Here is a 12,078-nt window from a genome sequence, read left to right as displayed (position 1 = left end):
GCTTGCTACGCGTTGGCACTCAGTCATGTTGGAATACGAGTTCTGTCACACCCCCAATTTCACATCTGAGCCCCCATCCGCTCCGCCCTTCGTTACCCTAAGTTCTCGGCGACCGGCAGTGTCTCGCTCGATACGAGGCCCGGCTGCCTTCCCGTCACGACATTGACGCAGAATACAAAAAGCCGCCCACCGACATGGCGGAAACCATCTCTGGTGGCGGTGTGATGCAGGTGTTAAATACTATTGGCTATCAATCGCAGTGAAAAGAACCCGGCGGCCCAAATGGCAATGATGGTCAGCAATAAGAAAATCTTGGCAAACAAGTCGGCCTTGGCACTTTCTTTCTTCCGACCGAATAATGCCGGTGGAAACAGCATGCCGATGATGGGTAATGCCGCGAACGAGAAGAGCATTGCCTTGCTGCCGTAGCCATCGGGCTGGTTAGAAGCACTGAAATGGATGGGAATTCGCTGCGGGGCGTCTTGAAAAATGGTATAAGCGTAATAGAGTAGGCCAGCCAGGGCCACAAAATTCAATGTGTAGACGACCAAGTAAAGCCAATCCAGCCACGTGCGTGACTGTTTCATCCCTCACACCTCCTGTGGTCCTAACCCCGAAAGAACTGGCGCACTTTGCCAGTGCTTTCATGCGATGGGCTTGTGGTGATAGAACCGGCGATTATCCAAACCAAACACGCGCTCGGAGTATTCCCCCGGCCGCGTATCGGCCAGGGCCATGGTGATCATCGTCAAACTAGCATCCATCTGGTCGATCTGGTGCAGCAGTTCCGCCTCGATGATCTGGGGCCGCACAGGCGCACCGTATTCCAACTCGCCGTGGTGGGAAAGGACCATGTGCCGCAGCAATGTCACGGCTTCGCTATGGCTGTCGAGCTTGAGCTGGTCGCAGGCCTGAACGATTTCTTCATCGATCATCACCACGTGGCCGATGAGGTTACCCTCCGGCCGGTACTGGGTGGCCACGGGGCCGGTGAGCTCGCGGGTCTTGCCCATATCGTGGAGAAGCGTGCCCGACAGCAAGAGGTCCTCGTTGACGGCTTCGTACAGCGGGGCAATACGCTGGGCCAGGCGAACCATCGAGACGGTGTGGAAGGCCAGGCCGCCCTCGTAAGCGTGATGGTTGGTCTTGGCTGCCGGGAAGGTGAAGAAATCGTGCCAGTGGGCGCCAAAAATGTATTGGACGATGCCTCGCCACACGGGCTGCTGGATCTCACTGATGGTCTGCTTGACGAAAGCCTGCAGGTCGGCGATGCTTTCCGGGGCCTTGGGCGTATAATCTGCCGGTTTCTGCTCCGATTCAGGCAGGACGCGCATGTGGTTGATACGAATCTGGGGCCGGTCCTGGTAGACCTCCCGCTTGCCGGACAGCTGGACGACGGTGCCGGTGGTAAAGTCCTGGAGGGCCCGCTCGCCGGCGTGCCAGAGCTTCGCGGTGATCTCCCCCGATGTGTCGGTGAAGACCAAGGCGATGTACTTGCTGCCGTCCTTGGCGTCGCGAATGTCAGCGGACTTGATCAGCACCGGGATATCGAGCTGCTCGTTGGGTTGAAAATCTTTGAGTAATTTTGTCATAAAATGCGAAGTGCCCAGACGGTGAGGCCGTCTGGGCGCTTTCTGCGTCATCCTCTCAGTGGATTACTGGAACAGACCTTTAAGGTCATTATACCATTCACTGGCCTTATCCTTGAGTCCGTCGATACCTTTCTGCACATTGGATTGGAAGTCGTTGAGCCAGTCGTCGCCGGAACCGCTGCTGCCGGTCCCAGAACTGCTGCTGGCATTGTTCGCCTCGTCTTCCTGGGCGGCGTCTGCCACCTTGAACGGCGTCTGCTTGGTGTTGGGCAGAATGTTCTGCATCTCCTGCTTGAAGATCGGCGCCACGCCCTGCTCGCTGATGCCCTTCAGGAAGTGGGTGGCGTCCGTGCGGTCGAAGCCGACCCAAGTAGCGACGGTGATGTCCGGGGTGTAACCGACGATCCACTGGTCCTTGGTACCGTAACCCCAGCTGTTGTCGCCCTCGGTACTGCCGGTCTTGCCGGCGATCGTGTACCCGCTGGGCTGCGCCGACACACCGGTCCCGTTGGAGAAGACGGCGAGCATCATGCTGGTCATCTCGTTAGCCGTCTTCGGCGTGATGATCTGCTTGGCGCTGGTGTTGGTATTGTCCACCACCACGGCACCGGTGGCGTCCACAATCTTCGTAATGAAGTGGGTGTCCGGCAGCTTGCCGCCGTTGGCGAAGGCGGAATAGGCCCGGGCCATTTGCAAGGGAGAAACGCCCTGGGACAACCCGCCGATCCCGAAGGCCAGATTCTGGTCTTCCTTGGGAATATTGATGCCGAAGCGTTCAGCGGAAGCGACGCCTTTCTGCACGCCAATCTGGTTCAACAACCAGACAGCCGCGGCGTTCTTACTCTGAGCCAAGGCGTCGTACATGGGAATCTGGCCGGCGTACTGCTCGTCCACGTTATGCGGCGTGTACTTGTTCTTGCCATAAGCCTGGAGCTTGTCGGTGACCATGGAATCCGGGTGGTAGCCCGCTTCGATGGCCGGCGTGTAGATGGCCAGGGGCTTCATCGCACTGCCCGGCTGGCGGCGCATCTGGGTGGCCCGGTTGTAACCCCGGAAAACGTGCTTGCCCCGACCGCCGACCACCGCCATGACCCCGCCCGTGGTGGGATCGACGGCGACGCTGGCGGACTGCACCGGAGTGCCGTCGGCGGCGTTCGCCGGGAACGCCCAGTCTTCCTTGTACGTCGTCTGCATTTGGCTCTGGACGGTCTGGTCCAGGGTGGTATAGATCTTGTAGCCCTTGTTGAGAATGTCCTCTTCCTTGATATCGTACTTGTTGTATGCTTCATCCAGCACGGCGTCGAAGAAATAGGGATAACGGTACTCGTCGGACTGCTGGTAGTTGTTCACCAAGGTCAGCTTCTGGCTCTTGGCACTAGCCGCCTCGGCGTCCGTCAGCTTGCCGTTGTCCACCATCAATCCCAGGATCAGGTTCCGCCGGCCGATGGCGTTGTCCATGTGGTCGATGGGATTGTAGAAACTGGGCGACCGCAAAATACCGGCCAGCGTCGCCCCCTCAGACGCATCCAAGTCCTTGGCGTGCTTTCCGAAGTAGCGCTCGCTGGCGTCCTCCACGCCCCAGACGCCGTTGCCGAAGTACGCATTGTTCAGGTACATGGCGAGGATGTCGTCCTTGGAATAATGGCGGGTGATCTCAACGGCGAGGAAGATCTCCTGGAACTTTCTAATAAAGGACTGCTTCTGGTTCAGCAGCGTATTCTTCGCCAGCTGCTGGGTGATCGTACTGCCCCCGCCCAGGATCTGACCGTGGTGCACGATATAGCTGACCCCCGCCCGGGCCAGGCCCTTGATGTCGAAGCCGGGGTTAGAATAGAAGCTGCGGTCCTCGGTGGAGATGACCGCGTTGCGGATCTGGGGAGAAATCTGATTCAACTCCACGAAGGTGCCCTTGTTGGTGATGGTCCCGGCGCGAACATTGGACTTGTCGTAGATCTCCGTGACCGTCTTCAGGTTGGTCTTCAAGTTCTCGACGTCGGCGGTCTTCGCTTTGTATGTAAAAAAGGCGGAGGCGGCCACCGCGACTGTCAAAAACAGCACGATCAGCCAGCGTACCACCTGGTAGCGGTGATTGAAGCGGCGGATGAACACCCAGGCGCGATGGCAGTATGGATACAGCCAAGTCGCGAACCGGAGCCATTGCGCCCACACGCGGCGCCAGAAACTCATGACGATGGTCCCTTCTGCGAAAGATTCGCCAACGGTAATGTGTTGGCATACAATTGTAAACATCATAGCACGACCGGCGGGGGGGATGCCGGGGATGCGGGAAGCTTAGGAAAATCTTGAGCCGCCGGCGCCGGCTAGTTGGGCCCTCCGGCCTACATCCTGGGTAACAGGAGGGTTCCCCCCCGAAATACATTTCAAGCAAAGATCCCCAAGAAAAAAGAAAGCGTAGGCAGTCGTTTTGAATAAAGTTTATCAGCGTTCCATCCTCTTACCTCCCGATTACACCCCCCGAAGCGTGCGGGCGCAGTTGCAGGCTTGGCGGATTCCGAAGAAGTGGATTCACTTTTTGCGGATCGAACGGGCCGTGCAGGTAAATGGTGGCTATCGGTCGATGCACGAGATGATGCGGGCCGGGGAGACGGTGACGCTGCAGTTTCGGAATGTGGAGGCGGCGGCGCAGGATTATCCGGGGACGGAGGCGAGTCGGCTTTCTCTCTGTCATGACGATCCCGATGTATTGGTGGTCGATAAGCCGGCGGGGGAGAAAATGCACCCGAACCAGGTCGGTGAAGGCGGGACGCTGATGAATGATGCGGCCAGTTATCTGCGGGCCCAGGGCGCTGCGGCGGAGATGGTGCACCGCCTGGATCAGGCCACCAGCGGCGCAGTCTTAATTGCGAAGAATCCGCTGGTCGTGCCGCTGCTGAACCGGCAGCTGGCGGTCAAGGCCCTGCACCGGGAGTACTTGGCAGTGGTGCCGGCGACACCGGTACTGCCAGACCAAGGGCACTTCACGGGGCCGATCCTGCACTCCCCCACCGACGTACGCCGGCGGGTCGTGGATGAAAAAAACGGCCAAGCCGCGGACACAGAATTCCGCGTCTTGGCCCGTTCTCCCCGGGGCCAGCTCTTATTATTAACGCTGCACAGCGGTCGGACGCATCAGATTCGGGTACACCTGGCCCATGCTGGGCTGCCGATCCTAGGCGACCCGCTCTACGGCCCGGATGCGGACCATGTCCCCGCCGACGGCATGCTGCTGCACGCCTGGCGGCTAACGTGGGAAACACCGCTGGGCTTCGGCCGCCAAACCGCCGTCGCCCCGGTTCCGGAACGATTCTACGCCACTGGATTCTTCCCGATGTAAGTGCCAATCGTCATCTGCAGCGCCTGGGCCGCATTGGCATCCGGGCAGATAATCAGGACGGTGTCGTGGCCGGCCAGCGTGCCGACGACGTCTGTCCGGTCCGTGTCGTCCAGGGCCGCCGCCACCAGGTTGCCGCTGCCGGCTTCCGTTTTCAGTACAACGGTGAACTGGACAGCGGTGGCCGTCAGGACCTGATTGCTAATGGCCTGGCGCAGCGCCTCCGGCAGCGACGGTGCGGGGTGGGCGGCCATGGCGTAATACGCCACGCCGCGGGCATCCTTGTACTTATGCACGCCCAGTTCCTGCATATCGCGAGAAAGGTTGCCCTGAGAGACTTGAATTCCCATGGCTTGCAGCCGCTGCAGCAGATCCCGCTGCCGCTCGAAGCGTTCCGTCGTCACCAACTGGCGGATGGCCGCCTTGCGTTCTTGACGTCCCATCATGCGGCCTCCTTACATTTCTGCCGGCGCACCGACCCCCAGAAGGGCCAGCGCACTCTGCAACACGGCACTGACGGATGCCACCAAGGCCAGCCGGCTATCCTGGCTGGCATCACCGGTGAGCACCTTGGTGTGGGCGTAATACTTGTTGAACGCCTTGGCCAAGCGCAGCGCGTACTTGGCGATCACTGACGGCTCGTATTCCTTGGCCGCGCGAGTGACCATCTCTGGGAAGTTGCCCAAGTCGCGGACGACCTCCCAGGCGCCGGCGTCATCCAGCGCCGGCGCGTCAACCAGGTCAGCACCCGTCTTGCCAGCCTTGCGCAGGATACTCTGGGCGCGCGCATTGGTGTATTGCACGTAAGGGCCTGTCTCGCCCTCGAAGCGTACGACTTCTTCCAAGTTAAAGTCGAAGTTGTCCATCCGGTCGTTCTTCAGGTCGTGGAATACCACGGCGCCGACGCCGACCTGGTGGGCGACTTCTTTTTTATTGGCCAGCGTCGGGTTCTTCTCGTCCACCTGCTTCTGGGCGAGCGCAACCGCGTCCTGAAGGACTTTCTCCAACAAGATGATGCGGCCGGAGCGCGTGGATAATTTCTTCCCATTCTCCGTAATCAATCCGAAGGGCACGTGGACGATCTCGTCCGCCCAGGCGAAGCCCATCCGCTGGAGAACGGCCTTCAACTGGTCGAAGTGCTCCTTCTGTTCCGCGCCGACCACGTACAGGGACTTCACGAAGTGGTACGTCCGCTTGCGGTAGATGGCGGCCGCCAGGTCCCGGGTCATATACAGCGAAGCGCCGTCGCTCTTGCGGATCAAGGCTGGATTCAGACCTTCAGGACTGAGGTCGACGATGTCCGCCCCCTGGCTTTTCTCCAATAATCCCTTAGATTCCAGAATGTCGATGACCTCGTCCATCTTGTCGTTGTAGAACGCTTCGCCGTTGTACGAGTCGAAGGTCACGCCCAGCTGGTCATAGACCTTCTGGAACTCCTTGAGAGAAATCTCGCGGAACCAGGACCACAGCTTGGTTGCCTCCGGATCGCCGTCCTCCAGCTTGCGGAACCACTCGCGGGCCTCGTCGTCCATCTCGGGATGGTCCTTGTCTTCCTTGTGGAAGCGCACGTAATAGGCCAGCAGGTTCTTGATGGGATTCTCCTTGACGGCTTCCTCGGAACCCCACATCTTGTAGCCGACGATGAGCTTGCCGAACTGCGTGCCCCAGTCACCCAAGTGGTTGATCTTGATGGGGTGGTAACCCAGCTTGCTGTAGATGTTCGCCAGGGCGTTGCCGATGACGGTGGAACGCAAGTGGCCCATGGACATCGGCTTGGCGATGTTGGGCGACGACATATCGATAGGCACGTTACCACCCTGCCCGACATCGGCGCTGCCGTATGCTTCCGGGTCGCTCAAGATGGCCTTGAACGTGGTCTCGGCGAAGACCGGCTGGTTCAGAAAGACGTTGACGTAAGGGCCCTTGGCTTCCACCTTGCTCAGACCGTCGGCGTCCACGAGCGGCGCCAGCTGCTGGGCGATTTGGACCGGCGAACGGTGCAGGCTCTTGGCCAGTTGGAATGCCGGGAAAGCAAAATCGCCCAGGTCCAAGGTCTTTGGGACTTCCAGCATGTCGGCGACTTGGTCGGTGGTGAGGGTCGTGTCCAATTGGCTTAAGGCCGTGCTGATTTTCTGCGCAATCGTGTGACGTAAATCCATAAGTAAGTTCCTCCTGTGTGCGAATCTGGAATCTGCATAGAAAAAAACTCCCGCCGTAAAAAAACGGCAGGAGAGACGGACTGCTGCCAGCCCGCGGTACCACTCTCATTAACGAAGTTGGGTTCGTTCACTCAAAGATGGTGTCTATGATGTTGTGCGCCGCAGTGCGCCGAGTGACTGTTCCGACCGGCTCCCACTACCCCGGACTCGCTGGACGAATCATGCCATTCTATTCTGCAACGCGTGAGACAAAGCGGGTGACGAGAATCGGACTCGCGACTTCAGCTTGGGAAGCTAATATTTTACCACTAAACTACACCCGCATTACGAAATACCAGTATACCGGAAAATTGGGGACTTGGCAAATGAAATTGGCGGTGTTAGAATCAAATATATCATTCATTTGCCTTTAATTTTTGAGCCCGTACCGTTATACTGGAGGTAAGAAAATCATGTTGGAGGAGCCGGTTATGGAACAAGCAGAGAAAGTCGAGCAGTTGATCTACGGTGTCGTCAGTGAGCGGACGCCGCGGGGCTACATCTTACGCCTGAGCAGCGATCCGCAGGTCACGGCCAAAGGTACCGTTTTCGAGGAAGCCGTCTACTATTTCTATCGGGTACTCGCCGATTTCCTGAAAAAGCAGCAAGAAGCCGGTCACGATATCCGCTGCTACACCTTCCAGGAATTCGACTTTCACTCCCTCAATGCCACCCGGTTTCTCACTTTAGTGAGCGCCACCCCCGACCTCGATCCGCACCATATGAATATGACGATGACTTTTCCCCAGTCTCGGTTGGTGGATCTGCCGAAGGAGTTTGCACAGTTGAAGGGTCTCCTGAGTTAGGGACAGACGCCGGAGGGCGCGGCGTCTGGGGGGCGGCAGCGGATTGGCCCGTTAGGAAAGTACCTTGAAGGGACTCAGTTCTTGCGTCGTTGGTGACGTGGGACTGAGTCTTATTTTGTGTGCAGAAATAGCTTGGCTAGGCGGTAGCTGCTGCCAATGGTTATAGGTATTGACGTGACCAGTGACTCCGTTGGCACTTACTACTACTGGTTGGGGCCGCTAAGTATTTGAACCGCAGCGGATTACCAGTGGTCGTGATTCCAGGCGTGCCCTGGGTCGGCGTTGGAGTTGCCGTAGTTGGTCATGTTGACGAACTCGTTAACGTAGGCCTCACTCTGCAGTGCTTTGATGCGTTGTTCTGGTGTCATCTTTTTCTTCTTGCCGTGGGTCCTCAGCCAAATCGTGGCTGGGATTAAGAAGATGACCAAGCCGGCGAGGATAATCAGGCCGAAGACCATGTAGAGATTTGTGTCGTTCATTGTTCTCCCCTGCCCCTTTGTTGCACGACATGCATGATTAACCGCTTTCTTATTACCTTCATTATCGGTCATAAACAACGAACTGGCAATATTTCTTCCATCATCAACAGGCGACTTCTGTTTATTCCTGAGAGTTCACGACACCCTTTGGCTTTTCTTCATGTTGCCGATTAATCAAGTATGCGATAGTCGCCGTTACTACCACCCCGACTATCGCAATGACCAGATTAAACCACATGACGTACATTTGACTGTTGGACCAGCGTGCAGTGATGAGTGGAAGAACAAATTGGGACATTGCACCGGCAGAGTAATAAAATCCGGTGGCCATTCCCTTGCCCATTGGCAGACTTTCTCCCATAACAGTCAAGCCCAACTGCATTACGCCACCAGCAAACGAAAATCCAACCAACAACGCCGCAGGAAATATGAAGCTGTTTGGCAAGCGAAAAATGAACGGCAACAGGCTAATAGCCCCCAAGATGTTAAACGGCACCAGCAACTGGACAGGCTTGAAACGTCTGCTTAAGACAAGGACATTTACCAGAACACAGATGAAGGAGCCAATGCTGTACCAGCTGAGCATGCTCCCGCTGAGTACAGAAGACATGTTGAGTATTTGAACCCCAAACTGCGAAATCGATTGTGTAAAAATCCAAAAGACACCCTGGGAGAGAAAGCCATATACAATCAGCAAAGCAAAAAGTGTCCAAGGCATTGGACGAAGCGACACTCGGCGATTTTCTGAACGGTCTGTCATTGTTGTTTTGACGATATCCTTGGACTTAGCCTGTTTCCACCAAGGCCAGAGTAATACCATCCCGTTAATCAGAAGCACGGCACTCATGAGTAAAAAGCTAAAACCATACCATGCATGAACATTGATCAGTAACCCGACCAGTAAAGGCAACAGAAATTGACCGGCTGACATTGCCCCTTTGATCAGAACACTGGCTGCGCCGGCCTTCTCTGGATAAATATCCATCAAAGCCGGATAAGTCCCTGCGTCTAAGCACGAATTTGCACACCCCGCCAAAAAAGCAAAGAAGAAGCCCCAGCTTGCTGTCGGACTCCAAAGAATGCCCAGAAAGAAAGCCATGTACGCCATCATTCCTAGGCCAACAAACGGTTGTCGACCAAGCCGATCACTCAACCATCCCGAAATCAAGAGGACGAGTAATCGGCCGATTCCTATGGCTGAAATTACGGTAGCAACAGTCCCAGCGCCAGTTTGCCACTGGGACGATAATGCGTCGACTGATTGGGCAAGAATCAGGATACCCGCACCGTGTACAATGTAGTTGACATACAAACCAGAAGAAATGCGTAGACGTTGCACGGCTTGTTTTGTGAGTTCCACTTTGGTGTACCTTCCTTAACTGCGTTTTGATCATAAGGACCATAATACACTATGATGTGTGAAATTTACCCGGGATGTTTCACTTCTCTCACTTTGACCTCGTTCATGAACGCGTAGAAGCGGGACATTTTCGACAAGAATTGCGAGAAATACCTTTTCATTTCAAATTTGCGTGCCTTAGTGTACGCAACCAGAAAATAGTTATGAAACTTATTTCAATTCAGACACCCTGGAGGGACGCGACGCCGGTAAGTTACGGCCTCGAAGGGCTTCTTAAAATTTCAACTCACACCCCGAGGGAATGCAACTGATGGATATATACCCCGAACGTACCGGAGCTGCATTTCAATTCAATCATCCCCGAGGGAATGCGGCTCATGATCAATTTTTATGCATACATTTTGGGGCTACTTCAATTCACGCATCCCCGTGTGAGGATGCGACGGTGGACCGCAGGATCCACAAAAGGTGTCGGCGATACTTCAATTCACGCATCCCGAAGAAAATGCGACATTCTTTGCGCTGGTATGAAGGGACGGCTTTGGTCATTTCAATTCACGCATCCTCGTGAGGATGTGACAGCGTCTCCGATGTTACCGAGATCCGCGAGACCGAATTTCAACTCACACATCCCCGTGAGGATGCGCCCCACCATGGCCTGAGAAGCAAGACGGCATTGAGCAATTTCAATTCACGCACCCCCCAAGAGGATGCGACACGCCGTGATCGCTGGGCGGCGGTACTACTACGTATTTCAATTCACGCACCCCCCAAGAGGATGCGACGATATTCAACCAACGGTGCGATTGCCTGAGCACGATTTCAATTCACGCACCCCCCAAGAGGATGCGACGTCTTCGTGGCTCACCGTAACCGCCTTCCCCATGATTTCAATTCACGCACCCCCCAAGAGGATGCGACATCATTTCCTGGGGTGGAAAATACAACGAACAGTATTTCAATTCACGCACCCCCCAAGAGGATGCGACCGCGACCAAAGTGTCCTTCTGCAATTCCTTCGCCATTTCAATTCACGCACCCCCCAAGAGGATGCGACTAGCCGGGGGCGAGGTACTGGGTGGGGTACTCGGAATTTCAATTCACGCACCCCCCAAGAGGATGCGACTAGCCGGTCGTGTTGTCGCTGCGGATGCGGTCCGTATTTCAATTCACGCACCCCCCAAGAGGATGCGACGTGATGCTGAGACCATGATTAAAGCCCTGGAGAGCATTTCAATTCACGCACCCCCCAAGAGGATGCGACCGGTGGATTACACGCGGGCGGACTGACTATTTTAGATTTCAATTCACGCACCCCCCAAGAGGATGCGACACAAGGGAGGACGGCTGAGCGTTGGCTATAAGGATTTCAATTCACGCACCCCCCAAGAGGATGCGACCTGTTGCTGATCTTCGTCCGCCATGACCGACATATTTCAATTCACGCACCCCCCAAGAGGATGCGACTATTTCGTACCGCTGTAAAAGTTCCTTGGTTTGTCATTTCAATTCACGCACCCCCCAAGAGGATGCGACGCGTCTTCCATCATCAAATACTTCTTGGTGCTGATTTCAATTCACGCACCCCCCAAGAGGATGCGACTGGCATCTGGCTCATGGCGGACGACACCTACTGATTTCAATTCACGCACCCCCCAAGAGGATGCGACACTTTCAAACCCGCTATACTGTAAGAGTTCAATACATTTCAATTCACGCACCCCCCAAGAGGATGCGACTTCAGAGTTAGTTAACATAATGGGGTATTCTGCATTTCAATTCACGCACCCCCCAAGAGGATGCGACGACCCTGCAGTTTCGTCGGACAATCGATTTTTGGATTTCAATTCACGCACCCCCCAAGAGGATGCGACGCCTTTTGCCATTGTTCACCGTCCCTTGCTATTAATTTCAATTCACGCACCCCCCAAGAGGATGCGACAGCGCAGGATTCAAGTGATGACAGTGCGACGCAGATTTCAATTCACGCACCCCCCAAGAGGATGCGACGCTATCTGCTGGACATTAGCGATGATATTGACCAATTTCAATTCACGCACCCCCCAAGAGGATGCGACGGTTGTTCAGGAGGGGCGGATGGTTTGGCGCGATTTCAATTCACGCACCCCCCAAGAGGATGCGACTCCCGAACAAACCGAGTTGAGACCGACAGTAAAATTTCAATTCACGCACCCCCCAAGAGGATGCGACCCCATGACACACCGGTTGATGTTTGCAGTATGCAATTTCAATTCACGCACCCCCCAAGAGGATGCGACGAGGATTACTTGCGGATACTGCACTATTTTCCA

General features: G+C 55.8%; 9 protein-coding genes, 1 tRNA gene and 1 CRISPR repeat array. Of the genes, 2 read left to right on the top strand and 8 right to left on the bottom strand.

Features of this window, described 5'->3' with window-relative positions:
* Positions 1 to 233: 233 nt before the first annotated feature.
* The 3 genes from L248_RS00085 to L248_RS00075 all read right to left on the bottom strand — a co-directional run bounded on the left by L248_RS00085 (position 234) and on the right by L248_RS00075 (position 3,779).
* A complete protein-coding gene (locus tag L248_RS00085) occupies positions 234 to 587 on the bottom strand; it encodes a DUF1648 domain-containing protein (RefSeq protein ID WP_022527972.1) in 354 nt (117 codons plus the stop codon).
* A 57-nt stretch (positions 588 to 644) separates the two neighbouring features.
* The gene (locus L248_RS00080; protein ID WP_022527971.1) at positions 645 to 1,592 is read right to left on the bottom strand and encodes a 3'-5' exoribonuclease YhaM family protein; all 948 of its coding nucleotides are present in this window, start codon (positions 1,590 to 1,592) and stop codon (positions 645 to 647) included.
* Between the two features lie 63 nt (positions 1,593 to 1,655).
* Entirely contained in the window at positions 1,656 to 3,779 is a 2,124-nt protein-coding gene (locus L248_RS00075) for a PBP1A family penicillin-binding protein (RefSeq protein WP_081701150.1), read from the bottom strand.
* Positions 3,780 to 4,017: 238 nt separating this feature from the next.
* On the opposite strand from L248_RS00075, the gene L248_RS00070 reads away from it, so the two are divergent.
* Positions 4,018 to 4,926 (top strand): RluA family pseudouridine synthase, encoded by a 909-nt coding sequence (locus L248_RS00070; RefSeq protein WP_051999801.1) that lies wholly within the window; start codon positions 4,018 to 4,020, stop codon positions 4,924 to 4,926.
* Here the strand turns inward: L248_RS00070 and L248_RS00065 are convergent.
* From L248_RS00065 to L248_RS00055, 3 genes are all read right to left on the bottom strand, one after another.
* Positions 4,899 to 5,366 carry an arginine repressor gene (locus tag L248_RS00065; protein ID WP_051999800.1) on the bottom strand — a complete coding sequence of 156 codons (468 nt, stop codon included), beginning with the start codon at positions 5,364 to 5,366 and terminating at the stop codon, positions 4,899 to 4,901. The two genes, L248_RS00070 and L248_RS00065, sit on opposite strands and share 28 nt — an antisense overlap.
* A 12-nt stretch (positions 5,367 to 5,378) precedes the next feature.
* A complete protein-coding gene (argS, locus tag L248_RS00060) occupies positions 5,379 to 7,082 on the bottom strand; it encodes an arginine--tRNA ligase (RefSeq protein WP_022527966.1) in 1,704 nt (567 codons plus the stop codon).
* Positions 7,083 to 7,334: 252 nt separating this feature from the next.
* Positions 7,335 to 7,405, bottom strand: a tRNA-Gly gene (locus L248_RS00055).
* 147 nt (positions 7,406 to 7,552) lie between these two features.
* On the opposite strand from L248_RS00055, the gene L248_RS00050 reads away from it, so the two are divergent.
* Positions 7,553 to 7,927, top strand: a complete 375-nt coding sequence (locus L248_RS00050; RefSeq protein WP_040534103.1) for a hypothetical protein — start codon at positions 7,553 to 7,555, stop codon at positions 7,925 to 7,927.
* A 242-nt stretch (positions 7,928 to 8,169) separates the two neighbouring features.
* Here L248_RS00050 and L248_RS00045 read toward each other — a convergent pair whose 3' ends face one another.
* On the bottom strand, positions 8,170 to 8,406 hold the full coding sequence (locus L248_RS00045; RefSeq protein WP_022527964.1) for a hypothetical protein: 237 nt from the start codon (positions 8,404 to 8,406) through the stop codon (positions 8,170 to 8,172).
* A gap of 121 nt (positions 8,407 to 8,527) precedes the next feature.
* Positions 8,528 to 9,766 (bottom strand): MFS transporter, encoded by a 1,239-nt coding sequence (locus tag L248_RS00040; protein WP_022527963.1) that lies wholly within the window; start codon positions 9,764 to 9,766, stop codon positions 8,528 to 8,530.
* A 683-nt stretch (positions 9,767 to 10,449) separates the two neighbouring features.
* A CRISPR array of direct repeats spans positions 10,450 to 12,045; the repeat unit is 34 nt; unit sequence ATTTCAATTCACGCACCCCCCAAGAGGATGCGAC.
* Between the last annotated feature and the right edge of the window lie 33 nt (positions 12,046 to 12,078).

The organism is Schleiferilactobacillus shenzhenensis LY-73 (genome assembly GCF_000469325.1).
GTDB classification, from domain to species: domain Bacteria; phylum Bacillota; class Bacilli; order Lactobacillales; family Lactobacillaceae; genus Schleiferilactobacillus; species Schleiferilactobacillus shenzhenensis.
This window is presented reverse-complemented; position numbering and strand designations above follow the sequence as displayed.

Coding starts and splice junctions, on each gene's coding strand:
- L248_RS00080 (WP_022527971.1), bottom strand. CDS start 1,592: ATGACAAAATTACTCAAAGATTTTCAACCCAACGAGCAGCTCGATATC.
- L248_RS00075 (WP_081701150.1), bottom strand. CDS start 3,779: ATGAGTTTCTGGCGCCGCGTGTGGGCGCAATGGCTCCGGTTCGCGACT.
- L248_RS00085 (WP_022527972.1), bottom strand. CDS start 587: ATGAAACAGTCACGCACGTGGCTGGATTGGCTTTACTTGGTCGTCTAC.
- L248_RS00065 (WP_051999800.1), bottom strand. CDS start 5,366: ATGGGACGTCAAGAACGCAAGGCGGCCATCCGCCAGTTGGTGACGACG.
- L248_RS00050 (WP_040534103.1), top strand. CDS start 7,553: ATGGAACAAGCAGAGAAAGTCGAGCAGTTGATCTACGGTGTCGTCAGT.
- argS (WP_022527966.1), bottom strand. CDS start 7,082: ATGGATTTACGTCACACGATTGCGCAGAAAATCAGCACGGCCTTAAGC.
- L248_RS00045 (WP_022527964.1), bottom strand. CDS start 8,406: ATGAACGACACAAATCTCTACATGGTCTTCGGCCTGATTATCCTCGCC.